Here is a 24,782-nt window from a genome sequence, read left to right as displayed (position 1 = left end):
TTTTGTAGTTAATGTTCATTATATTGAATTTTTCAAAAAAATCAAGAGTGTTTATATATATATCATATGAACAATTTTTTTCTTAAAATTTTCTACAAGCTTCATAAACGCTCATTTCATAATTATTTTAACACTTTTTTAATCCTAATATAATAATCCCCATCTATCTTCCTCGTATGGTGCCCTACTGCCCAATGCCGAATACATTCTTTCTGGTATAGAAATCATTTGCATAATGAAAAAGGCCAAACTTCTCCAGTGGGAGAAGTTTAGCCTCAAATAAATCCTATACACAGTCTCTTTCATTTCACCATCCGAAAGACCGTTCTATTAAAAGTCTTCGTATCTTCTGTATTTTAATCAATTATTCGCTTGCTCCCATTAATCCTTGATTGGAAATTTAACGTTAAGCTCCGCTAATTGCTCTTTTGCCTTTTTCATGATAGCTTTCGCTTTTTCCTTTGTCGCATCATCAAGGTTTGCAAACATTTCTTCTCGTTTCCCTTTTTCAGGAAGCTTCACACCTAGTTCTGCCAATTTCTCTTTTGCTTGTTCATGAGTTAATGTTCCTGCTTTTTTCTGCTCTATAATCGCTTTCGCTTTTTCTTTCGTCGCCTCATCAAGGTTAGCGAACATTTCTCCTCGTTTCCCTTTTTCAGGAAGTTTCACACCTAGTTCTGCTAATTGCTCTTTTGCTTGTTCATGAGTTAATGTTCCTGCTTTTTCTTTCTTCATGATCGCTTTCGCTTTTTCTTTCGCCTGATCATCCAGGTTAGCAAACATCTCTTCTCGTTTCCCTTTTTCAGGAAGCTTCACACCTAGCTCAGCCAATTTCTCTTTTACTTGTTCATGTGTTAATGTACCAGACTTTTTCTGCTCCATGATTGCTTTTACCTTTTCTTTTGCCTGATCATCCAGGTTAGCAAACATTTCTCCTCGTTTCCCTTTTTCAGGAAGTTTCACACCTAGTTCTGCTAATTGCTTTTTCGCTTCCTGCATGATCGTTTGCACTTTTTGTTTCGTTGCTTCATCCAAGTTTTGATACGAAGTCCCTTTCTTAGTTTGTTCTGTGGCTTGTGTAGAATTGTCTGTGCTAGCTGCAGCAAAAGCAGGGATACCTGCCCCTCCCATAATTCCTAGTGATAAAGCTCCTGCAGCTACTACATACCCAATTGTTTTCTTCTTCATATGAAAATTCCTCCTTCATTTCATATCAAATAACTTTCTAAAACTTGTACACCTTCGTATACAATTCACATAGTAAATTGGTTTTCTTAATTTTTCCTTAACCATTAGATAAACTTCAACAAATCAATAAAAGCCGCTCAATTGAGCGGCTTTCTTCTATGCATTTTGTAATTGTCCTTCTTCACGATCCATTACTTTTCTAAGCACAATTGTTTGTAGCATTGTAAATATGTTACCTGTAATCCAGTACAATACAAGTCCTGATGGCGCCGCAAATCCCATAAATAAAATCATTGCTGGCATCATGAACTGTTGCACTTTCAGCATTTGAACTTGCTCTCCAGGTGTCACATTTGACTGCATAACCTTCATTTGAATAAATGTTGCTAGCGCTGCAAGAATCGGTAAAATATGATACGGATCTGCATGTCCTAAGTTTACCCATAAAAATGAAGATGTACGAATCTCTTCAGTCCTGCTAATCGCATAATACAATGCTGAAAAAATCGGCATTTGTATTAGAAGTGGCAAGCAACCAGCCAAAGGATTCCAACCGCCTGTTTTCATTAGTTCTGACATTTCTTTTTGATATTGTTTTTGCTTTTCAATATCTTTGCTTACATTACCATGCTTTTCTTTCAACTTCTGAATCTGTGGCTGCATTTTTTTCATTTTCATTTGACTACGATATTGCGAAACAGCTAATGGAATCATTGCTGAACGAATCACAAGCGTAATGATAATAATTGCAATACCGAAGCTTCCGCCAGGTACATGATGAGCAACAAATTGAAGCATAAGCGAGATTGGATAAACAAAATAGTGATCCCAAACCCCCGTACTATGTGCATCAATTGGTGCCGTACTGCTACAACCAGATAAAACAAAAACAAGTAATAATGATAAACTAACGAGCACAGCTCGGTATGATTTTAACATGTTCATTCCTCCAATGTTTCGTAATTAGTTAGCGAAACATTGGTAAATATGGACCTACCTCATCACTCTCTCCGCTCGATTCTTGTCTGCGAACCGACCGAACCATTCCATATTTATAGAAGATGGAAAAAAGCGGAGTATTTCCTATATGTTCTTCACATATATCAACGAATGCGAAAGCTCTTTGTCTACCGCTTGATGTTTGTTGGCGTACAAAGCGAGAAACATTAGCGAGAAAATAGACTTCTAATAAACAGAATGCTGTCGTTACAAAAGTTATATATAGAATTGCATCTTGCAATAAAAATTCCATCGCTTCACATCCTTAATAAGCTCATTTTAGCACATTCTCCAAACGTTCTCTATTTCCTTTTATTTTCAAATAAATGTTTTGCATATTTTCTCACAAAAATGATTCAGAAAACCATTGTATTCGTTTTCTTGAGTATATTCACACATATAACTGAATAGGTTTGATTTTTTAGAAATTTATAAAATTTTCGTATTATAATAAAACGGTTGCCAGTTTTTGAAAAAAGCATTATTCTCTTCTTGTAATCAAAAATGAATATGGAGATGAAACATACTATGGGTCAATTAGGAGACGCCGATTACGTTCCCGACACCGCCTTTTTATCCTTCCCAGCAGCTAGAACATTTCATTTAGAATTTGTAATACAGTTGATTGTTATTTTTATAGCTTCCATTTTGTATGCTATTTCAATGAATATGTTTTTTATCCCGCATAATATGATTAGCGGTGGTTTCGCTGGAGTTGGGATGATTATCGGTTATTTAATGCATTATAATATCGGTGCACTTATCTTTTTACTAAATATCCCTCTTCTCATTTTAAGTCACTTTTACTTAGGAAAGAAGACAACCTTTTTAACAGCGTATTTCGTGGCTGTATCATCACTTGCCATGAACATTATCCCAGTACATCAAGTATCAGATGATATTTTACTTTCTTCTGTATTTGGTGGGGTCATCTGTGGTGCAGCCTCAGGGATTATATTCCGATTTGCTTCTTCAACAGGTGGTTTTGATGTTGTTGGATTGATTGTAGCGAAATATAAAGACATTTCGATTGGTGCTATTATTTTTGGCTTCAACTTAATCTTACTTGTTGTCGCTGGCTTTATTTTCGGATGGGATATTACACTGTACACATTAATTAGTCGTTTTGTTGTCAGCAAAGTAATTGATGCTGTACATACAAAACACATTAAATTAACGATAATGACAATTACAGAAAAAGGCGAGGAAATTAAAAGCGCACTACTGCATCACGGCATACGTGGTGTAACGATGGTAGACGCTGTCGGCGGCTATACCAACCATAAGAAAAAAATGATTTACACTGTCGTAACCCGTTACGAATTAGGAGAAATAAAGCGTATCATTCGTCATGTAGACAATCATGCGTTTATGAATATTACAGAAACCGTTGAAATCGTTGGACGTTTCAAACGTATATAAGAAGGCGCAAGGAATTCGAATTCCTTGCGCTTTTATTTTTACACTCATTTTAAAATCAGATAATTCTATTATTATTATTAAGCTAAATATGTTATAATACAATAAGACTCACAAAAAAGAATGTATAGACTTGGGAGTTTCTCTTACTTGTATAAGCAAAAAGAAACGAGAAGTCGGGTATATCTCAAGTGCAAGTTTACGTAATAACGAATCATTTTCGCATCATACAAGAAACGGTTCAAAGTGACCAATTATCTTAATTATTCTTCATTACTCTAAAAAAGATACGTGCAACTAAAATTTACTTCTATTACTATACCTACCTTTTTGACTTCCAAATCATCTTATTACATAAGGAGATGAACATATGAATCAACATATACGGTACATGGTAGCTGTCCTGTTTGCTCTTATCGGCGGCATGATTTGCTTCTGGACAAACATTCAGCTTGGAGAACATATCATTTTTAATGGAATCGAATCACTTGTAAGCGCTTCAATATTAGGCGGATACATTTTCTTCCTCTTTAATCCAGAAGAAAATGCTCAAAAAACAATGTTATTAACAATGATCGGAATCGTTGGAGGATGTATTTCCTTCTCAATGACGAATTACACATTACCATTACAATTAAGCTCAGCTTTCTTCCACGGTCTTTGGACTTGGTTTATCGCATTTTGCTTAGCAGATGTGTTTAACCTATTACAAGATCCTGAAGAAGAAAATGGTCGAGGGATCGAGAGCAACTCTTAATACAAAAGAGGCTGGAAGATGAATCTTCCAGCCTCTTTTTGCAATATATCGACCGTTCCACAAAATACGACACGCCTTGATCCTCACCATTCACTATATCAAGCTATATAAAATTATATATAGGAAAGAGGATATCTTACTCAGTGTAAGATATCCCCTAGATTACGAGTTTCTTTTGCAAAAGCTGGAACCATTCTCGTTCTAATTGTAAATAACCGACTCCACTCTTTTCAGCATTCTTTAACTCACTTTCTGCCTTCTTCATATATGTATGAAAGGATTCCGCATCCTTCTCTAAATATTTTAAGATTGCATGTGTACGGTAATACCCATGCGGGTCCAATTTTGTTATAGCCTTCGCGTGCTGCTTCATATCTTGTAAAGAAACATCGTCCATATCATATAGCACTTTATATAACAAATACCAGCTATGAAAACCACCAACAAAATATTTATTTTCTTTTGTAACAGGTATTTGTAAAACCTGTTCTAGGCAAACGATCCCTGTTTCCATTCCTTCTCTATCACATCGCGAATAAAACGTGAGCATAAGATCACTCAGTACTTCTCTTACCTCTTCATCGCCCTTTATTTTTTCTTCACTTATTTCTACTAACTTTTCGTCCCAATCTTTTGGCCGCTTGAAGCTCCACAACTCGCTAGATACTTGAATACTATGTAAATGCTGCTGCGCCGTTTCATCACCTTTAATTAAGATTAAAAATTGTTTGCCATCACTAAGCATAATTCCCTTCATTGGAATCACTGTAGCTAAAAAGATTGCTAAATGTAATACAGAAAAATATAAAAGAAATTGGTAGTAGCTCACCATGTATACATAACCAGCTAACAAACCGCACACCAAACTTGTTATCGGTCCACCTAGCGTCATCCATGCCCATTTCTTTGAAAGATTTGGTGTATGTATAGACGGAGGTAACAACATAGCTACGCCTCCAAAATACAACCACAATTTATTTTCTCTTATCCGTATTTTCTCTCCCTCTTTTTGGATAGTAATAGGGCCTGCTACCATAAATTTAAACTTCAAACCATTTAGCAGACCAAAAATAACATGCCCAAGTTCATGAATTGCAAAAACAAGTACTCCAATAAGCAGTACTCCCCATATTTCCATAAACCCTTGCATTTTTTCTGGTCTGATCCATCCATATATAACTGAACAAACAAAAGCAATAACTATAGAAAAAGCTGGCCTTTTCAAAATATCCACCTTGTTTCTCCCCTCAGTAATCTTTAACATTAATAAATCATTTTCTTATGCATTTCATACATGTATTTCCCAATATGCAATACCCATACAAATGAAATCATACCAATAAAGAAGAAACCTTCTCCCGTCCAAAGCGTATAAATAATCGCAGCCAACCATACGCATACAAGAACAATATTTGTAGATTGATAAGCTCGATACCCTGCTTCATGAACGATGTGAGTTTGTCCTTCATCTGCATTTTTTGCCCACATCTCAAGTGATTGTGAATATGTTACGCTCTGTTCTGGATACAGTGCGTTGTATCGATTTTTCATAATAACGCCTAATAAGATAACGACAATGATCCCTACTGAAGATGCAATTACATTTCCAACTTCAAATAATGACATTGTATTTGTTATATAAGAGCGATAGCAAGATATGTATGCATAAACTCCCCAAGACGGTATAATGATTTCACTTGCACGTAAATAAATTAATTGTGCTCCTAACCGTCTACCTTGAATGCTTTCCTCTTCATCACGTAATTTATTTAAGAAACGTGTCGTTTTCCAAATTCGATACATAATCCCTACGGCAAATAAAATAAGCGCAATGATTACTAAATAACTAGGCGCAGGTACTATTCTTCGTCCTGGTACAAAAGCATCCGCTAATATAAAACCAACACCAAAACCACCCATCATAGCCATTAAAATCTTCAAAATCGTAAACAAATTCCCTTTCTTTTTACTTCTCATCGTCCTTTTCCTCCTCTACTAATGTAAATATCTCCTCCACCGGTACTCCAAAAACATGCGCAATCTTCAGCGACAAAACAATTGAAGGCGCATAATCTCCGCGCTCAATTAAGCTAATCGTCTGCCGCGATGAATCAATTACTTTCCCTAAATCACCCTGTGACATTCGATGCTTTGCTCGAAATTCTCTCACTCGATTTTGAAGCTTCATATTCGACCTCTTTTTCGTTTATTTAACTAAAATTGTAAATAATATCCTCATAGTTGTCAATTATCATTGTCATTTTGACATTAATGTATGTCAAAACGACTCTATAAAACAAACTGTTACATGAAACTTAAAAGGAAAATAAAAAAGGCAGTGCCTATCAGCACTACCTCTTCCAATTTCCGACATAGAATGGATTCCATATTAATTTGCACTTTGTACAAATACGCGTTTTAATTGTTTGCGGAAACGAACTCCTAACGTAATTGCTACAATAACAATCACTCCAAAGATAATTTTCCCAATGTGTTGTCCAAGTACTCCAAATATATCATGTAAGTTTCCACCTAACCAATAGCCACCGATTAAGAAGAAAGATACCCAGAATAGAGCACCAGAGTAAATCGTTATAGCAAAGCGACGGAATGGTAAATTAATAATGCCTGCAAAGTATCCAGTAAAATGGCGTACACCTGGAATAAAGAATCCGATAAAAATAAGGAAGTATCCATATTTATCAAACCACATTCTCGTTAAATCAATTTTTCTTTGCGTTAAAAACACATACTTCCCATACTTCTGTACGAACGGCATACCAAGTTTATTACCTAAAAAGTACTGAATTGTCATCCCAACACTCGTTCCAATACATGATAAGATAATTAAAAGTGGTAATTGTAAATCCCCTTGATGCGCCAAAAAACCCGCGTATGCTAGTGTTGGCTCTCCCGGAAACGGAAGCGCAATATACTCTAACAGCAACCCTACAAGTACTACATAGTAACCGTATTGCTGAAATAATTCATGAATCCATTCCATGTCGATCTCTCCTTTTCTCTCTTATCTACAGCATCTATCACGTTCAAACTGTTACTATTATTGTATAAAAAAATTGTCGAAATAACTATCACAATAGCTTACATTTAGATTACATTTTTGTAAGGGAAATACTAAAATACCCCATATTCATGCAAATTCTCCTAATATCTATTATATATTTTCAAATTTTTTCATTTCTCCTTTATTATATACAAAAAAATTGCGTTTTTCTCTCATTTTCGCATAGTTAACTTTTAGAAATTCACTTATCCTTATTTTAGAAGATACGCGCAACTCTTCTCACATGTGATTTCTAAAAAAACACACAAAACTTGCGAAAAGAATTACATCTACTTTATATTGAAAATGTAAAAGAGATTGCTATAAACTAGAGTCATAGTCATTATCAAATGTTTTATATCCAAACTCACACACGATTGTGAGTGGCGGAATTTTGTAGAGTTTTCACTCTGTTTCGTTCGCCCGCTGTCCTGAATTGGACAGCGGGCGTTTTTTATTTGTCGAAGGAGGATTTTTTATGGAGAAATTTAAGTTTTCATTATTAGTTTTATTTGGCGCCTGCAGCTACGGCGTACTTTCTACAATTTTCAAACTTGGCTTTATGAACGGGTTTTCTGCACATGAGTTACTAGGTGGACAATATGTATTTGGTTGGGTGGGACTTTTATTGCTCGTTCTTTTCTTCTCGCGTCATAAAGTCTCGAAAAAACAAGCATTGACCTTATTAGCTGTCGGAACAACAATGAGCATGACCGGGATTTTCTACGCGATTTCTGTAGAAGAATTACCTGCTTCCATCGCTGTTGTTCTACTCTTTCAATTTACCTGGATTGGAGTAGTCATTGAAGCAGTCGCTAACAAGACATTACCAAGCCGCGAAAAGGTAATATCTATTATTATTTTATTTGCCGGAACATTATTTGCAGGCGGTGTGTTTGAAGGGCTTGGTCAAAACTTCTCTACAAAGGGTATTATCTTTGGACTATTAGCCGCTGTCTCTTTTTCCTTTTATGTCTTTGCAAGTGGCCGCGTTGCTACAAATGTACCACCCTATACAAAAAGCTTCCTTATGACAACAAGTGCTACACTTATTGTGTGTTTATTCTTTCCACCAACCTTTTTAATGGATGGTGCCTTGCAAGCTGGATTATGGAAGTACGCTTTCTTCCTTGGATTCTTCGGTGTTGTTGTACCGGTAATTTGCTTCTCCATCGGTGTACCAAAGGTCGGTATAGGATTGGGAACCATTTTAGGTGCTGCAGAACTACCAACAGCAATCATTGCTTCTATCACTCTTGTTCATGAAGTCGTATCACCGATGCAATGGCTCGGCATTGTTTGCATATTGCTTGGTATTTTTACACCACAAATTTTGACTGCACGGAAGGAGAAGAAAAAGAGCATAGAGCATAGCGCCTAAAAAAAGAGCACATCATGTGCTCTTTTTACTTTCATGCTCCATATAACCTTTCTACCTCTTTTTCAATTTGTTTTATATCAATTCTTTCAAATAAAGGCTGTACATGACTTATCCGCTCTGGCAATATATTTTCACATTTCCAGCCCGGATTCGTAATCGCTAGCATATTCCGCACCCTTTCACTTGAAAACGGTAAAAACGGTTCCAGTAACTGCGCAAAATTCACAATAAAATATACACAGGTGTAAATCGTCTCTTCACAAGCAACAGGCTCTTCCTCCCTTTGCTTCCAAGGCGCCTGCTCATCAAAATATTTATTCGCAAAGCGTACCGTTTCAAAGATTGTTTCTACTGCTACTTTAAAATGAGCCTGCTCAATTGCATTTCCTACACTACGATATAATTCCTCTATTCTTTCTTTTAGCTCTAGATTTATATGCCCTTTTGGTACCGCACCGTCATAATATTTCTCAATAAACTTTAATGTACGATTTACAAAGTTCCCATATGCGCCTAGTAACTCACTGTTATGGCTATAAATAAATTCGCGCCAAGAAAAATCGGTATCGCGATTTTCTGGTGCATTAATCGTTAAGAAATAACGAATCGAATCTGGATCATACCGCTCTAATATATCCGGTACCCATACTGCCCAGTTTTTGCTTGTCGATAACTTTCGTTTCTCAACAGTTAAATATTCATTGGAAACGATATGACGCGGAATTGCCTTTTCTCCTATCCCAAGTAATACAGCTGGCCAAATAATAGAATGGAACGGGATATTATCCTTCCCATGAACATAGTATGTCCTCGCGCTGCTACTCCACAACTCCCCATCATCTTGCCTTGTTTCTTCAGCCCATCGTTTACTCGCTGAATAATAACCAGCAACAGCTTCAATCCACACATAAATTTTCTTATCCTCATATCCCTTAACTGGAATTGGCACTCCAATTGGTAAATCACGTGATACAGCCCGGTCCTGTAATCCTTCTTCTAAGTAACGCTCTGTTAATTGAATTGCATTATCACGCCATGCTCCTTCTCGTTTTGCAACTGCTACGGCATCTTTAATCTGCGGCTGAAATTTATGCAAGGCAAAATAGAAATGCTCCGTTTCCTTAACTGCTGGCGTATTTCCACACAGCTTACATTTCTTTTCTAATAAATCGAGTGGATCTAAAATAGCTGAGCATGCATCACATTGATCCCCACGTGCTGGTTCATGGCAATGTGGACAAACCCCCTCCACATAGCGATCCGGTAAAAATTGTGTACACGTTTCACAATATGCTTGCTCAACTGTCTTTTTATAAATAAATCCTTCTTCTAACAAACGTAAGAAAATCTTCTGTACCGTTTCATGATGATGCTGTGCATCTGTACGTGTATAACAATCATACGTAAAACCAAGCTCCTTAAAACATCGCTCAAATTCCTCATGATAATAGTCTGCAATTTCTTTTGCAGTAATCCCTTCTTGTTTTGCCCGAATAGCAATCGGAGTTCCATTACAATCGCTTCCTGATACGTAAAGAACATTTTCACCTTTCGTTCTATAATAGCGAGCCAAAATATCCCCAGGTAATAAACCCGCAACATGCCCAAGATGTAAAGAGCCATTCGCATATGGCCAAGCTCCTCCAATAAAAGTACTCATCATCTATTCCTCCTTTTAAATATAAAAAGCCCCACCCCTATCTTCTAAAAAGATAAGGGCGGGGCTGTATAAACAGTCGCGGTACCACCTTATTTCGTCAGCTATTCACACAACTGACCTCGTCAAGTACGGAGCAATATTACGCTCTTATACTGTGGTTTTGATAACGAGAACCAACTCTCGTCGCCCCCTACTATTATCATCTGATAAGTTCAGGACGCAGCTCAAAGGCCATTGTTCAAATGAACATTCTTGCTTCTTCTCAGCTCCCGAAGCTCTCTGGAAAGAATGGTTTCATTCTACTTTTCCTTTTCAATGCTTTTCATATATAACACGTATTTTACGATCAAAATACAGAAAAATCAAACTTTTCACAAAGGAAAACAGGAAATAAATAATCCCTTCCGAATATATACATGTTTAAAGAAAGGAGCGATCTCATTGAATCAAAAACAATTAAGCACAATTAATAAGCAAAGTTGGAACGCTGCTGCCTATGAGGCGTGGACCAATCGGCACGGTACACCCAAGGAATATGCAAAGAAATTATTACAAGATCCAGCCCATGAAGTATCCTATTACTTACCTTACATAGAGAATATACAGGAAAAACGCATCATAAATTTAATTGGTTCGAAAGGAAATAAAGCTGTGGCATTCGCATTATTAGGTGCTGACGTAACAGTTGTAGATATTTCTGAAAGCAATGCCAAATATGCAAATGAGCTAGCGGATGCTGCAGGAACCTCTATTACATATATTGTTTCTGATGTACTAGACATTTCTCCTTCCAAAACATTCGATGTTGTTTTATTGGAGCTAGGTGTACTCCACTATTTTTTAGATCTTAAGCCACTCTTTAAATTAATCGCTGGGCTGCTAAAAGACGGTGGCACTTTCATACTTCGGGATTATCATCCTCTCTATACAAAGTTAGTAGCGATAGATCATGAAATGTTCCAGGCAAACGGGAATTATTTTTATGAAGAGATTATTGAAGATAACGTTGCTTATAGCAGTCTACTGGATAAAACGCAGCGAGACCTACTACCAAAAACGAAGATTCGTCGCTGGACGTTAGGAGAAATTATTACAGAGATTGCTAAAGCAAACTTACGAATTGAAGAACTTATTGAGGAACGTGGTCCACACCAGCGCTGGGTCTTCCCTTCCTCTCTCCAGAAGGTATTGAAAATAGAGTCCCTGGACTTTACACATTAATTGCTACAACATAACACAAAAAAGGATCCCTTCACGGATAGGATCCTTTTTGCATGCTTAACGCATATAAGTTGAGGTTGGAGATTACCATAATTCTGTAGAATAGGACACAAGGTATTTCAACATTTTGTCTCTGACTTACGCAGTCAAAAGGGGTATGACCAACATAACGAAGAGCAATGTTCAGTTGATACTGATAATCGTTATCAACTAATCAGAAGTATACATGATGTATCCTAAAAAGACAATAGGAATCTCACATTTTTTTATTAGCTAGCTTCTTAAAGCTTTCGGTACATATACACAATATGGCTCGCTCTCTAAATAATCACCGGTTATCGCATATGCTCTTGAGCGAGAACCACCACACACATAACGGTATTCACACTTCCCACATTTTCCTTTATAGCTATCTGGATTACGTAATGCTTGAAAAATTGGAGAATCACGATAAATATCTCGTAAACGCTTTTCTCTCACATTCCCAGCTTGAATCGGTAGTAGCCCGCTTGGATATACATCACCAATATGCGAAATGAAAACAAAGCCGTTACCGTCATTGACTCCTTTTGGCGCTCGTCCTAAACCATCAATTTTTCCAGTTAACCCATTTTGCAGCGCATCTTCATAACACATTCTTTGCTTGCTTTTACCTTCCTTATTCTTTTGCTGCATCACAACGCGGCGATAATGCTGAGCAGCTGTCGTCTTTATATCAAATGAAGCCCTTTTTCCTATTTCATATAATTTACGAAATACAAGTTCATGTTCTACTGGTGAAATCATATCCTCTACACTTCCCCTTCCAGTTGGAACAAGGAAAAACACGCTCCATAGTACACCACCTAACTTTTCAACAAGCGCCGCCATCTCCTCTACTTCATGAACATTGTACTTAGAAATAGTTGTATTGATTTGGACAGGAATCTGTAACTCATTTAAGTATTGAATCGCATCCATCGTAAGCTGAAAAGACCCCGCCACGCCGCGAAAACGATCATGTGTCTCAGCTGTAGCACCATCGATACTAAAGGCCCAGCGTGCAAGTCCAACCCCTTTTGCTTTTTGTATTGCCTCTTTCGTCACATTTGGAGTCGCACTAGGCGTCATCGAAACGCGTAGTCCTTTTTGCACTGCATAATTTGCTAGCTCATAAATATCTTCTCTCATAAGCGGGTCCCCGCCTGAAAAAACTAGCATCGGCTGATTCATTTCATATATTTCATCAATTAATCTCTTCCCCTCAAGAAAAGTTAATTCTCTCGGATCTCTCCTATACTGCGCTTCAGCCCGGCAATGCAGACATTTTAATTCACAAGCTCGTGTAACTTCCCATATCACGATAAAAGGATTTTCATCATAGTTCATTTTCAATCTTGCTCCTTCCTACATACTTATAATCAGTATAGGAAAGATTCTAAAAAAACACTGTGAGCTATTTCACTGCATCTTTATCTTATTTCCTTTATAATGAGAATGGATATCATTAATATTAGGGGTGTTGTGCATGTCGCAAGAATTCGAAGAGAAATTATATGCCAATTTAGAGGCTGTTATCGATCCTGAATTAGGCGTTGATATTATCAATCTTGGATTAGTATATGACGTAACAGCAGATGAAAATAATAATGCTGTTGTAACAATGACGATGACTTCGATCGGTTGTCCAATGGCTGGGCAGATCGTATCAGATGTCAAAAAAGTATTATCGACAAATGTACCGGAAGTAAATGAAATAGAGGTCAATGTGGTTTGGAATCCACCTTGGTCAAAAGAGCGTATGTCACGTATGGCAAAAATCGCTCTCGGTATTCGCGATTAAATAACAAAGAAAGACCTGACATTATCGATGTCAGGTCTTTTTTCATCTTATTTCACACCAACTGCGTCATAAGCTTTCGTTACAGCTTGTACTTCTTTAGAGTTTTGACCATATAAGTCTGTCGCAGATTGAAGTGCAGCTTGGCGCATCATTTTAAAGTTAGAGTTTGCAGTTAAATATTTTGTAAGAGCGCGGTAGTAAATTTTTTCTGTTGCTTCACGGCCTACGCCATTTACTTTCACACCATAATGCGTGCCACCTTCAGATACTAAATATGCGGCTTTGTTATTAATACTACTGTTAATATGCACGCCGCCATTATCAGCTTTTCCAGTGTAGCGTTTGCTGTAATGATCTGGGTAACCTTCACCAGGTTTTAATGGGTTCGGAATAGATGCTGGATCTTTCAGAGAACGAAGCGCATCCCCTTCAACACCAGGTGTATAAATATCAGCACCTAAATCCCAGCTTTTCTTCTCAACCATTACACCCATAATATCAGATAATGATTCATTTAATGCTCCTGGCTCATCTTTGTAAACAAGATTCGCCGTATGCTCTGTTACAGCATGTGTTAGCTCATGTCCAATAACGTCTAAACCTGCAGATAATGGAATGAATGTTTTTCCATCCCCATCTCCATACATCATTTGTACACCGTTCCAAGCTGCGTTATTCCACCCTTCACCTACGTGAACAGTAGAAATCAGCCTCGCACCTTTATTATCGAAAGAATTACGGTTAAATGTCTTTTTATAATAATCGTATACTTTTCCTGCATTTACATGTGCGTCAACAGCCGCTTTATCTTCAAAGAATTTTGATTTACTTTCTACTTCTTCACCTGTATATCCAAGCCATTGTGAGAAGAGATTAAACCAGTTCTCATCCATGTTTTGTGCATCAAACGTATGAACACCATTTCCACGTTTTCCATCAAACAAGTTAAATGCTCCTGTTTTTTCATCTTGAGCAATTTCAAATGATTGCTTGTTTCCTAGAACGCCATAGCCAAAACCAGTAATATGGTCGATTGCATTATATTTCTCAATCACATTTCCATTTGTTGCATCAACAAAGTAATGCCAGTATCCTGGTGCTGGTTTTGAAATAGACGCTTTAACAAGGTATGCAAGATAGTATTGTCCATCTTTTTCATACACATATAAATCTTTTTTCACACCATCATATTTATCTACTTTGCCAATTTCTTTCTCAATATCAGCCTTTGCAACTTCTACCGCCTTCTCATCAGTAATGCTAGCTGCAGCTGGAATATTTTTATCTTCTAAATTCGGGATAACTTGCCCGAAGAACGCCTTTACGTTATTGTCTTTATCAAGCGTAACTGTTTGATCTGATCCATATACAGGAACATTATTATGTTTCTCAACTAACTTCACATGTGTTGTACCCGAGTCAGCGTCCTTTTCTTCCCCTACAATATTAAAATGTTTGTCAATATTTCCTGCTAATTTAAACATATCTTTCTTGCTCTCTAAATACTGAAATACTGTTTCCTTTTTATCTAATCCTTGCGGTGCTTTCCATTCCTCACCTATGTAAGCCGGTGTTTTAAATTCTTGGTGATACTGAATTTGTTGCTCTGCCGCTTGTGTTTTTGTTGCTCCGAATGCCCCAAAACCCCCAACGATAACGGATAAAGCTAATGCTGATGAAACGACTTGCTTTTTCAATCTAACACTCCCCATTCCCCAAAAATTTTTGACACTCTTATTACATTTCGAGAAAAGGAAAATATCTCCTACCAAAAAATATTGAGAAACTTTTTTACAATTCCATCCAAAAATCCCTATTTTAAATTCGCAAAACATTCCCATTATATTACACTTAAAAATACCTACATATAAAAAATAAAGATAAAATTGCATATCCTTCTTAACTAGAATCATACTTTATCTTTGAAAGGTGGTGATATAATGTTACCGCAAATTATTATGTATTCCTTCTGTCCGATAACATTAGTAGCGACTTTCCTCCTTTTTATAAAACTACAGCAAAAAGCAATCGTATATTTTCTACCTATTATCGTTTCAGCAATATTAGGCGTTCTCTGCTATGCTCAGTTTTTATTCACTAACGGGTTAAATGAATTTGTTCTCGCCATTTTCTTTATAGTTACAGCATTAACAAATCTATTTTTCATTCTAATCTTAAAAGTATTCAAGATGTTTCGTATGAGGAATTAAGAAAAGCACAAAAAGAAATAGCGCATTATTTTCACTGCGCTATTTCTTTTTATTCATAGTGTCTCTTATTTCTTTTTCATCTCAATCGCTAAATAATGCGATTGTTCTGTTGCTTGAATACGAATATCTTCTTCAACTACTTCTGCTGCATCGCGCATTACAAGTGTCTCACCATTTACAACACCACTTCCTTCAATTTGCACAAGATAAACTTGACGATCTTCGCTAACAGGGAAAGTGATTTCTTTTCCTGCTTCTAAAGATAGTGAATATAAATTTGCGTCTTGATGAATTTCAATTGGTGCACCACCATCAATTGGAGATACCATATGGAACCAATTGTTTTCACGTTTATTCCAATCAAACTTGAACTCGCCGTAGTTTGGTGTGTGCCCTGCGCGGTCTGGTAAAATCCAAATTTGTAATAGGCGTAATGTCTCATTCCCTAAATTATGTTCACTATGAAAAACACCTGTACCAGCGCTCATATATTGTACATGTCCACGCTCAATTGTACCGCGGTTCCCCATGCTATCTTGATGTGTTAATGCACCATCTACAACGTAAGAAATAATCTCCATATCACGGTGCGGATGCATATCAAATCCTGTTTGCGCTGCTACTAAATCATCATTAATAACGCGAAGCGCCCCAAATCTCATATTATCTGGATTATAATAATCTGCGAATGAAAAATGAAAATGTGTATTTAACCAACCGTGATTTGCTCTTCCCATATTTTTATGCTCAACTTTTTTAAACATATCCTTCACCTCATATTATCTCGAATTCGAGATATTTATTTAAAATTTTTTATTGTAACTTTCGAAGTAATTCTAGTAGTTGTTTTTGTTCATTACGATTTAACTTATCAAATTGTTCTGCTTGAAACGTCTCTTGCGGTGGAACAACATCTTCATACAAAACTCTGCCCTTTTCAGTTAACGAAAGGTATTTCGTAGTACCTTCCTGTTCTCGCTTAATCCAATCAAGCTGCTCCATTTTATTTAAAAGCTGCGTGATGTTCCCTTTTGTAACAAATAGCTTTCGCCCGAGTTCTTGCTGTGTTAATCGATCGTGCCCACCAATTTGGGCTAGAACATCAAACTGGGCAGCAGATAAACTCCATTCTTTCAAATGTTGATTTGTCTCACGAATGCTTCTGTTATAAAAGCGTGATAAACGAAACCATAACAATAATCCTAATCTTTCTTCTGCTTTCATTCCATCACCTCGCTTACTTGATGTCTTTAGTTTAGAACTAAACTTTAAAAATGTCAATTACTTTATTTTAGTAAGCGATAAACAAAAGCATAGTGAATTTCTCTCACTATGCCTTAGTTTAAGTTTCTTCTTATATATTCCTTCATTTTACGTTCTGCAAATGCTCGGGCATCCTTTTCAATCCCACGTGCTTCATACGCTTCTTTTCCAATGTATAATACATTTTTCTCATGTTGCATTGAATGCCTGAATTCATGTAGTAATGTTTTGAGCACTTGCTCATACTGTTCCCACATACAAACAAAAATCATTTGTCTTTCTTTATGATAAAAACCGCTTAAAGGAAATAAAAATTCTTCTTCCTCTTCTCCTAAGTTTGCAAGCACATTATTTGTATCACACGTATCGCAAAAAATAACTGGAATTTCGCGTTTCTCAATAAGTGAAAATATATCATTTTTCACCCGCTGAATATCCCACGGAAACTCTGAGTCCAGCACATACCAATTTCCAGCTTGCTGATATACGTTTTGAAACTGGAGTTCCATTGCCCTCCATTCTCCTTTCTATATTCCCTTTTTCTATATGTATGCCACCATATAGGAAAAATAAACACATATTGCAATACAACATTACATCTATATAAATCCATTTTGATTTTTCAACATATAAGTCGCTGCTTTGAAGAACAAAAGGTGACCCCTACTTGTTTTCTCTCTTTGTTTTTACTTGGTATGGGGCAGGAAAAGGATCTGACCGCTTCTATGCATGGTTAGATGCTCTCTCCCACCTAAAAAGAAGGGTTTTATCTCGTTTTTCAATTTGTATTTATATAGTTCAAAAATAATCTTTGTAAATGGTTGATTTATATCAATTACTAGATTATAATAATTATAAATTAATAAAAGATATAATAACTCAAAAGGAGATTGATCATATGAACACACAAGTAATCGAAGTATTAAACAAACAGGTAGCAGACTGGAACGTATTATTTACAAAACTACACAATTTCCATTGGTATGTAAAAGGACCTCAATTCTTTACACTACATGAGAAATTCGAACAATTTTACACAGAAGCAGCTGGACACATCGATGAAATTGCAGAACGCATTTTAGCAATTGGTGGCAAACCAGTAGCGACAATGAAAGAATACTTAGAACGATCTTCTGTTCAAGAAGCGGCTTACGGAGAGACTGCAGAAGGGATGGTCGAAGCAATTATGAAAGACTACCAAATGATGCTAGGCGAACTGAAAAAAGGTATGGAAATCGCGCAGGGTGCTGACGACGAAACGACATCTGACTTACTACTTGGCATCTACACAGAACTAGAAAAACACGCTTGGATGCTACGTGCGTTCTTGAATCAATAATCATATTAAAAGCGCAAGCAGCTCGCTTAGAACAGGAGGGCGTTGGAACTCCTGATTCAGAGGCGCTTTTTGCCTCAGATAAAGGAGTGAAACGACCGACTGTTCTAGCCGCTGGAGCTGGATACTATTAAAAGCGCAAACGGCTCGGTCAATAAATCCCCTCAATTCACTTGAGGGGATTTATTATTATATCGATATATCTCAACCGTTTTTATGTTAAAATATAGAAAATAGCCTTCTAATAGTTACGTCTAGACAATACTTTTCCAAATTCATCATTTAGGTACTATCACTATCAAATGACGGGAGTGGTTCAGTTGAAAGACTATTTGATTCGAGTATTTTTCGCTTCATTAGCTGTTGGAATTACTTTCATGATAGCCAATATTTTGGGCATAAACGTAGATGTATGAAGCTATCCTTTCCTTATCTGTATCGCGATACTTGGTGGTTGGGGTGGCTGGCATTTATATAAGAAGTCTATGAAAGGCAAATCTAAAGGCATTCCGAAATGAACGGAATGCCTCTTTTTATTCATCTTATTATGATAACTGCTTCCACTTATTCCCCATAACAGGTCTCTTATAGTTTTTCATGTGGAGCAATAATTCTTCTGCATTATCCGCCGAAACAATTAACTCTTTATTCGATGGATTCATAAATCCTTCTTCTGCCGTACGATCGATCATTTGCAAAATTGGACTATAAAAATCTTTAATATTTAATAATCCAACTGGCTTGTCATGAATTCCAATTTGTGACCAACATACAACCTCAAATAACTCTTCAAATGTTCCGTAGCCACCTGGTAACGCAATAAATGCATCCGCAAGCTCTCCCATTTTTGCTTTGCGCTCATGCATTGTTTCTACTTCAATTAGTTCTGTTAATCCTTTATGAACAATCTCTCCGCGAAATAAACCACGAGGCATAACACCAGTGACACGTCCGCCTAAGCGCAACACTTCATTGGCTACTTCCCCCATTAAACCAACACATGAACCGCCGTATACTAGTTCACAATTATTTTGGACAAGCACTTCTCCAAGCTTAATTGCTTGCTCTTTAAATTCAGGTCTTTCTCCTAAATTAGAACCTGCAAACACACAAATCTTTCTCATACCTACACCCCAAAACTATATATTGTTATGATACAATGAACATTGTACAACATATTGAGGGGATGGAAAAGAATTGAATATTGCCGAATTTCAGAGATGGGTTGAGGAATTTTACGAAAAACGAAGCTGGTCACAATATAACTCTTTTATTCGCTTGAATTTCTTAACAGAAGAAGTAGGAGAAGTTTCACGAGTTGTACGCGCCATTGAAATTGGACGCGATCGCCCAGATGAACAAGTAAAACAAGTGGAAGAATTGAAAATTGAATTAAAAGAAGAACTTGGAGATGTACTTGCAAACCTCATTATCCTTTCTCAAAAATATGATTTAGACTTACAAGATATTATGGAGGCACATGTCGAGAAGCTTTCTAATCGTTTCGAAAACAAATGAGAATATTTATCAATTATGATATAATGGTTCCGACAACATACAAAGGAGAGAATTTATGTTATCTACTAAATTACACGATGCGCTTAACGACCAAATGAATTTTGAATTTTACTCTGCCCATGTTTACATGGCAATGGCTGCTTACTGCACAGCAGAAAGCTATGATGGATTTGCAAACTTTTTCCTTGTACAAGCAGAAGAAGAGCGTTTCCACGCAATGAAACTTTACAATTACATTAATGACCGCGGAGAGCGCGCCATTATTACTGGATTCGAAAACCCTAACAATGAATATGAATCTGTTTTAAGCGCATTTGAGATCGCACTTGAGCATGAGCGTGAAGTAACAAAGCGTATTTACAACTTATCCGATATCGCTTGGGATGAGCGTGAGCACGCGACAATTACATTCTTAAAATGGTTCGTTGACGAACAGGTTGAAGAAGAAGCTTCTTTCGACAGCATCATCCAAAAACTAAAACGTATTACAAGCGACTCTAACGCTCTATTTATGTTAGATGCGGAATTGGAAAAACGTACGTTTACTCCTCCTGCTGAGTAATATCCTTATCACCTTAATGAATTCGTTAAGGTGATTTTTTTCTCCTTTAAATCACTTTTCACCTTAACATCGGATTAAAATCAGCTTAAATCTTCGCTCATTCTACATAGGACTACTATTATAAATGGTATTATTTTCAATATAGAGTACAAACGGGAAGGAGAACATCTCTATGAAACAACGTGTAGAAGCAATCGATGCCGTTCGTGGTTTTGCTTTATTCGGTATTTTACTTGTTAACATGACATTAATTCAATTTGGAATGTTTAGCGGTGAACAGCCTACTTATGTATTCGGAAAAGTTGATGAAGGTGCCAATTGGTTTATTCAATTTTTTGGCACCCACAATTTCATTTCCCTATTTTCTTTTCTATTTGGGATTAGTATTACTTTGCTGCAAAACAGTATCATAAAAAAAGAAAAACGTTTCTTTCCGGTTTATATCCGCCGCCTTAGTATTTTACTCATCCTCGGATATCTCCATGGTACTTTTATTTGGGATGGGGATATTTTATTCGGTTATGGAATTATAGGAATCTTATTAATGATGTTTATAAATCGAAAGCCCAAAACATTGATCATTTGGGCATCCATCATACTAGTACTAACTATGCTGATGTCTTATCCCTTTGAACCAAGCACCAATATGTCCGATGACTTTGCACCTTATATCGCAAAAGAACAACAGGTTCATGAAACTGGTAGCTATATAGAACATGTAAGCTTCCGCCTTAATGAAGATCCTTTTAAGTATATTGGGATCACTGGCTTTTTCGGAACATTTTTCATAACACTTTTCGCACTGATTTTTATGACTCCACTATTCCTACTAGGAATGTATGTTGGAAAAAAAGGCTGGCTGTTTGAAATAGATAAACATTTACCTTCCCTCAAAAAAATCTGGTTCATCAGCGGTATTTTTTCTTTCACAGTAAAAATCTTAGAACTATTAACAAAACAACCTCTTCTCATTATGTTAAAAGACAGTGTTACACCGCTTAGCATGGCCATTTTTTACGGAAGCTCTATCATTTTATTATTTCATTACAAAAAAGCATCACGCTTATTAGAATATATGGCTCACATGGGAAAAATGTCAGTTAGTAACTATTTAGCGCAATCCATCATTGCTACCACCATTTTTTATGCGTATGGACTTGGTTTATATGGGAAAATCGGCTACTTCTTTGGCATTGTCTTAACAATTGTAATTTACGTCATCCAATTATATGCTAGCACCTGTTGGTTAAAAAGGTATCGCATAGGGCCAGTTGAATACGTATGGCGTCTTGGCACATATTTAAAAAGGCCTGCTTTTAAACGTAAGTTAAACAAAGTAAGTTAAACAAAAAAAGCAATGAGCTCACGCGCCCATTGCTTTCCTTATTTTTAAAGCATAACCCCAACGATAACCGCTGATAATATACTTACTAACGTTGCACCATACACAAGCTTTAATCCGAAAGAAGATACAACGTTCGCTTGTTTTCCATCGATACTCTTTGTTGCACCTGCGATAATCCCAATAGATGAGAAGTTTGCAAATGATACAAGGAAGATTGATAAAATACCTACTGTACGAGCTGATAAATCGCCAGCTACTTTTCCTAAATCAAGCATCGCAACAAATTCGTTTGTTACTAATTTGGTTGCCATAATTTGTCCTGCTTGTAGCATCTCTGATGTTGGGATACCCATAACAAATGCTAATGGTGAGAACACATATCCTAAAATGCTTTGGAACGTAATGCCGAAAATAGAATCAAATACACCATTAATTGCTGTAATTAATGCTACGAATCCAATTAACATTGCTGCTACTGTTACTGCAATAGAGAATCCAAGCATAATGTATTCGCCTAACATTTCGAAGAACGTTTGCTTCTTATCTTCTTGTAATTCTAAAATATCTTCTTCTTCACTAATGTCATACGGATTAATGATATGAACGATAATGAATCCACTGAATAAGTTTAATACAAGTGCTGTTACTACATATTTTGGATCAATCATTTTCATATAAGAACCGACAATTGACATCGATACCGTTGACATAGAAGATGCACAAAGTGTATATAAACGATTTTTTGGTAATTTACTTAATTGATCTTTTACTGTGATAAATACTTCACCTTGACCAACGATTGCCGCTGCTACTGCATTATATGATTCTAATTTCCCTAGACCATTTATTTTACTTAATACGAAACCGACTGCACGAATAATAATCGGTAAAATTTTAAGATGTTGCAGAATACCAATCAATACCGCTAAGAAAATAATTGGTAGTAATACTGTTAAGAAGAACGGTGCTTGTCCATCATTCGCTAAACCACCAAATACGAAGTTAACCCCAGCTTCTGCGTATTTTAAAATGGCGCCAAAGCCATCTGAAATTCCTTTTACTAATACAAATCCAATCTTTGTATTTAATAAGAAGTAAGCCAATGCTAATTGAATAACAAGCATAATTGCAATTGGTTTATACTTAATTTTCTTACGATCTGAACTTACAAGGAAACCTAGTACAAATACAACAAGTAAACCGACTAGAAACATCACTAGTTTCATATGTGAACCCTCCACTTTCCATGAGTTATTGGTCGTCCAACGAATGACGTCTGACCATCGATGTTAAAAAAATAGAACCCCTAAATACTATTTACTTTACAATGTATCCTAAAACCAGTAAGCGTTTACATAAATTATAATTTACAATTAGTGGTCTTCTTACCTACTTGATTTAAAGTATGAAACTGATACCACCCACAAACAAATTGTAAGCGTTATCCAGATGAAATGCAACATAATTTTTTCAATAAATGATATGTTAATTTCTCCCTTACAAATCTCGCTAGAATTTATGTCTATGAAATAAAAAAGCAATGAGCTTCTGCTCACTGCTTTTTATTTCTATAACATCACACCAACGATAATCGCTGATAAAATACTTACTAACGTTGCACCATATACAAGCTTTAATCCGAATGAAGAAACAACATTTGATTGATTTTCATCGATCCCTTTCGTTGCCCCTGCAATAATTCCAATAGATGAGAAGTTTGCAAATGATACAAGGAATACAGAAAGGATACCAACTGTACGAGCTGATAATTCTCCTCCTACTTTTCCAAGGTCAAGCATCGCAACAAATTCATTTGATACTAATTTTGTTGCCATAATTTGTCCCGCTGTTACCATTTCTGATTGCGGGATACCCATTACAAATGCAAGTGGTGAGAAAATGTATCCTAATATTGCTTGGAATGTAATGCCGAAAATAGAATCGAACAAGCTATTAATTGCTGTAATTAACGCTACGAAACCAAGTAACATCGCTGCTACTGTAATCGCAATTGTAAATCCAAGCATAATATATTCGCCAAGCATTTCGAAAAATGATTGCTTTTGTTTATTTTCTAACTTAAGTGTGTCCTCTTCTTCCGTAATATCATACGGGTTAATAATATGAATGATAATAAAACCACTAAATAAATTTAATACAAGTGCTGTTACTACATATTTCGGATCAATCATTTTCATATATGATCCAACAATCGACATAGATACTGTTGACATAGAAGAAGCACAAAGTGTATATAAACGATGCTTCGGTATTTTGCTTAATTGATCTTTTACCGTAATAAATACTTCAGCCTGCCCGACGATTGCTGCCGCTACTGCATTATATGATTCTAACTTTCCTAAACCATTTACTTTACTTAACAGGGTACCAATTGAACGAATAAATATCGGTAAAATTTTAAAGTGTTGCAGGATCCCAATTAATACGGCAAAGAACACGATTGGTAATAATGCTGTTAAGAAGAAGGAAATTTCCCCTTTATTAACAAGGCCACCAAATACGAAAACGATTCCAGATTCCGCATATGTAAGTAATGCTCCAAATCCATCAGAAATTCCTTTTACTAAAATATAACCAATCTGTGTATTTAATAGGAAGTACGATAATGCTAACTGAATAACAAGCATAACCACAATTGGTTTATACTTAATCTTCTTTCGATCCGCACTTATAAGAAACCCGAGTATAAATACAACGAGTAATCCTACAAGAAACATAACAAATTTCATATATAAAATCCTCCATTTAAACCTTATTCAACGCTCTAGAAAATTATTTAACGTTGAACGTCTGACCATATAAAAAATAAATAATCCGAACTTTCACCTAACATATAAAAATATATATGCTATACCTCAAAACCCGTCTTACCTCTTACCTGGAAAGACCTTATACATTCTAACATAAATTTCAACTCACATCTTTATATTTCTAAAAAAATATAATAAACATAAAAACTCTATTAATGTTCGGTTTTTCCTACAAACCATAAAAAAAGGCATCAGATTCTCTCTGA

General features: G+C 36.2%; 26 protein-coding genes, 2 pseudogenes and 1 other annotated feature. Of the genes and pseudogenes, 12 read left to right on the top strand and 16 right to left on the bottom strand.

From position 1 onward, the window contains the following. Window positions 1-381: 381 nt before the first annotated feature. The 3 genes from C568_RS0122315 to C568_RS0122305 form a co-directional block, all read right to left on the bottom strand. Entirely contained in the window at window positions 382-1,188 is an 807-nt protein-coding gene (locus tag C568_RS0122315) for a hypothetical protein (RefSeq protein WP_018782758.1), read from the bottom strand. A 156-nt stretch (window positions 1,189-1,344) separates the two neighbouring features. Further along, window positions 1,345-2,127: a membrane protein insertase YidC gene (locus C568_RS0122310; RefSeq protein WP_006096484.1), complete on the bottom strand. Its 783-nt coding sequence runs from the start codon at window positions 2,125-2,127 to the stop codon at window positions 1,345-1,347. Window positions 2,128-2,155: 28 nt separating this feature from the next. Then, window positions 2,156-2,440 (bottom strand): hypothetical protein, encoded by a 285-nt coding sequence (locus C568_RS0122305; protein ID WP_018782757.1) that lies wholly within the window; start codon window positions 2,438-2,440, stop codon window positions 2,156-2,158. 275 nt (window positions 2,441-2,715) lie between these two features. On the opposite strand from C568_RS0122305, the gene C568_RS0122300 reads away from it, so the two are divergent. Beyond that, entirely contained in the window at window positions 2,716-3,609 is an 894-nt protein-coding gene (locus tag C568_RS0122300) for a YitT family protein (protein WP_018765048.1), read from the top strand. 367 nt (window positions 3,610-3,976) lie between these two features. Continuing rightward, a complete protein-coding gene (locus C568_RS0122295) occupies window positions 3,977-4,363 on the top strand; it encodes a DUF3938 domain-containing protein (RefSeq protein ID WP_018765049.1) in 387 nt (128 codons plus the stop codon). A 157-nt stretch (window positions 4,364-4,520) separates the two neighbouring features. Here C568_RS0122295 and C568_RS0122290 read toward each other — a convergent pair whose 3' ends face one another. From C568_RS0122290 to C568_RS0122275, 4 genes are all read right to left on the bottom strand, one after another. Next, window positions 4,521-5,627 carry a M50 family metallopeptidase gene (locus C568_RS0122290; protein WP_080740089.1) on the bottom strand — a complete coding sequence of 369 codons (1,107 nt, stop codon included), beginning with the start codon at window positions 5,625-5,627 and terminating at the stop codon, window positions 4,521-4,523. Then, the gene (locus C568_RS0122285) at window positions 5,627-6,340 is read right to left on the bottom strand and encodes a DUF3169 family protein (protein ID WP_018782755.1); all 714 of its coding nucleotides are present in this window, start codon (window positions 6,338-6,340) and stop codon (window positions 5,627-5,629) included. Before C568_RS0122285 ends, C568_RS0122290 begins: the two co-directional genes overlap by 1 nt. Then, the gene (locus tag C568_RS0122280; RefSeq protein WP_018782754.1) at window positions 6,330-6,551 is read right to left on the bottom strand and encodes a helix-turn-helix transcriptional regulator; all 222 of its coding nucleotides are present in this window, start codon (window positions 6,549-6,551) and stop codon (window positions 6,330-6,332) included. The genes C568_RS0122285 and C568_RS0122280 overlap by 11 nt, the downstream gene beginning before the upstream one ends. 201 nt (window positions 6,552-6,752) lie before the next feature. After that, a complete protein-coding gene (locus tag C568_RS0122275; RefSeq protein WP_003201786.1) occupies window positions 6,753-7,367 on the bottom strand; it encodes a DedA family protein in 615 nt (204 codons plus the stop codon). Window positions 7,368-7,905: 538 nt separating this feature from the next. On the opposite strand from C568_RS0122275, the gene C568_RS0122270 reads away from it, so the two are divergent. Then, window positions 7,906-8,808, top strand: a complete 903-nt coding sequence (locus C568_RS0122270) for an EamA family transporter (protein ID WP_006096476.1) — start codon at window positions 7,906-7,908, stop codon at window positions 8,806-8,808. Window positions 8,809-8,839: 31 nt separating this feature from the next. Here C568_RS0122270 and metG read toward each other — a convergent pair whose 3' ends face one another. Beyond that, entirely contained in the window at window positions 8,840-10,468 is a 1,629-nt protein-coding gene (metG, locus tag C568_RS0122265; protein ID WP_018782753.1) for a methionine--tRNA ligase, read from the bottom strand. 51 nt (window positions 10,469-10,519) lie between these two features. After that, window positions 10,520-10,793, bottom strand: a binding site (T-box leader). Between the two features lie 116 nt (window positions 10,794-10,909). Here metG and C568_RS32065 point away from each other — a divergent pair. Further along, window positions 10,910-11,703 (top strand): annotated as a pseudogene (locus C568_RS32065) (class I SAM-dependent methyltransferase). Between the two features lie 259 nt (window positions 11,704-11,962). On the opposite strand, the gene C568_RS0122255 reads toward C568_RS32065, so the two are convergent. Beyond that, window positions 11,963-13,057, bottom strand: a complete 1,095-nt coding sequence (locus C568_RS0122255) for a TIGR04053 family radical SAM/SPASM domain-containing protein (RefSeq protein ID WP_018782752.1) — start codon at window positions 13,055-13,057, stop codon at window positions 11,963-11,965. Between the two features lie 139 nt (window positions 13,058-13,196). Between C568_RS0122255 and C568_RS0122250 the strand changes: the two genes are divergently transcribed. After that, window positions 13,197-13,511: a metal-sulfur cluster assembly factor gene (locus C568_RS0122250; RefSeq protein ID WP_003201771.1), complete on the top strand. Its 315-nt coding sequence runs from the start codon at window positions 13,197-13,199 to the stop codon at window positions 13,509-13,511. A 47-nt stretch (window positions 13,512-13,558) separates the two neighbouring features. On the opposite strand, the gene C568_RS0122245 is transcribed toward C568_RS0122250, so the two are convergent. Then, window positions 13,559-15,208: a M4 family metallopeptidase gene (locus C568_RS0122245; RefSeq protein ID WP_042511553.1), complete on the bottom strand. Its 1,650-nt coding sequence runs from the start codon at window positions 15,206-15,208 to the stop codon at window positions 13,559-13,561. A gap of 243 nt (window positions 15,209-15,451) precedes the next feature. Here C568_RS0122245 and C568_RS0122240 point away from each other — a divergent pair, with 243 nt between their 5' ends. Further along, entirely contained in the window at window positions 15,452-15,721 is a 270-nt protein-coding gene (locus C568_RS0122240) for a hypothetical protein (protein ID WP_018782750.1), read from the top strand. A 65-nt stretch (window positions 15,722-15,786) separates the two neighbouring features. On the opposite strand, the gene C568_RS0122235 is transcribed toward C568_RS0122240, so the two are convergent. From C568_RS0122235 to C568_RS0122225, 3 genes are all read right to left on the bottom strand, one after another. After that, window positions 15,787-16,485, bottom strand: a complete 699-nt coding sequence (locus tag C568_RS0122235) for a pirin family protein (RefSeq protein ID WP_018782749.1) — start codon at window positions 16,483-16,485, stop codon at window positions 15,787-15,789. A 49-nt stretch (window positions 16,486-16,534) separates the two neighbouring features. Beyond that, the gene (locus C568_RS0122230; RefSeq protein WP_018782748.1) at window positions 16,535-16,945 is read right to left on the bottom strand and encodes a MarR family winged helix-turn-helix transcriptional regulator; all 411 of its coding nucleotides are present in this window, start codon (window positions 16,943-16,945) and stop codon (window positions 16,535-16,537) included. Window positions 16,946-17,058: 113 nt separating this feature from the next. Then, entirely contained in the window at window positions 17,059-17,493 is a 435-nt protein-coding gene (locus C568_RS0122225) for a DUF3920 family protein (protein WP_018782747.1), read from the bottom strand. 389 nt (window positions 17,494-17,882) lie between these two features. Here C568_RS0122225 and C568_RS0122220 point away from each other — a divergent pair, with 389 nt between their 5' ends. The 3 genes and pseudogenes from C568_RS0122220 (at window position 17,883) to C568_RS34850 (ending at window position 18,838) form a co-directional block, all read left to right on the top strand. Beyond that, a complete protein-coding gene (locus C568_RS0122220; protein ID WP_018765061.1) occupies window positions 17,883-18,323 on the top strand; it encodes a Dps family protein in 441 nt (146 codons plus the stop codon). Then, complete coding sequence (locus tag C568_RS34855; protein WP_080740092.1) at window positions 18,293-18,454, top strand: NADH dehydrogenase; 162 nt, start codon at window positions 18,293-18,295, stop codon at window positions 18,452-18,454. Before C568_RS0122220 ends, C568_RS34855 begins: the two co-directional genes overlap by 31 nt. A 186-nt stretch (window positions 18,455-18,640) precedes the next feature. Then, window positions 18,641-18,838: pseudogene (locus C568_RS34850) on the top strand (hypothetical protein). Window positions 18,839-18,865: 27 nt separating this feature from the next. Here the strand turns inward: C568_RS34850 and C568_RS0122210 are convergent. Continuing rightward, a complete protein-coding gene (locus C568_RS0122210) occupies window positions 18,866-19,444 on the bottom strand; it encodes a TIGR00730 family Rossman fold protein (RefSeq protein WP_018782746.1) in 579 nt (192 codons plus the stop codon). Window positions 19,445-19,517: 73 nt separating this feature from the next. Between C568_RS0122210 and C568_RS0122205 the strand changes: the two genes are divergently transcribed. The 3 genes from C568_RS0122205 to C568_RS0122195 all read left to right on the top strand — a co-directional run bounded on the left by C568_RS0122205 (window position 19,518) and on the right by C568_RS0122195 (window position 21,745). Continuing rightward, a complete protein-coding gene (locus C568_RS0122205; protein ID WP_016112448.1) occupies window positions 19,518-19,838 on the top strand; it encodes a MazG nucleotide pyrophosphohydrolase domain-containing protein in 321 nt (106 codons plus the stop codon). 55 nt (window positions 19,839-19,893) lie between these two features. Next, window positions 19,894-20,400: a ferritin gene (locus tag C568_RS0122200; protein WP_016112449.1), complete on the top strand. Its 507-nt coding sequence runs from the start codon at window positions 19,894-19,896 to the stop codon at window positions 20,398-20,400. Window positions 20,401-20,572: 172 nt separating this feature from the next. Beyond that, window positions 20,573-21,745, top strand: coding sequence for a DUF418 domain-containing protein (locus C568_RS0122195; RefSeq protein WP_018782745.1), 1,173 nt, complete (start codon window positions 20,573-20,575; stop codon window positions 21,743-21,745). A gap of 44 nt (window positions 21,746-21,789) precedes the next feature. On the opposite strand, the gene C568_RS0122190 is transcribed toward C568_RS0122195, so the two are convergent. Further along, entirely contained in the window at window positions 21,790-22,971 is a 1,182-nt protein-coding gene (locus tag C568_RS0122190; protein WP_018765065.1) for a NupC/NupG family nucleoside CNT transporter, read from the bottom strand. Window positions 22,972-23,313: 342 nt separating this feature from the next. Beyond that, the gene (locus C568_RS0122185; protein ID WP_018782744.1) at window positions 23,314-24,495 is read right to left on the bottom strand and encodes a NupC/NupG family nucleoside CNT transporter; all 1,182 of its coding nucleotides are present in this window, start codon (window positions 24,493-24,495) and stop codon (window positions 23,314-23,316) included. Between the last annotated feature and the right edge of the window lie 287 nt (window positions 24,496-24,782).

This window comes from Bacillus sp. 95MFCvi2.1 (genome assembly GCF_000374965.1).
GTDB lineage: Bacteria > Bacillota > Bacilli > Bacillales > Bacillaceae_G > Bacillus_A > Bacillus_A pseudomycoides.
The sequence above is the reverse complement of the archived record's forward strand: the minus strand, read 5'-3'. Positions and strand labels throughout refer to the sequence as shown.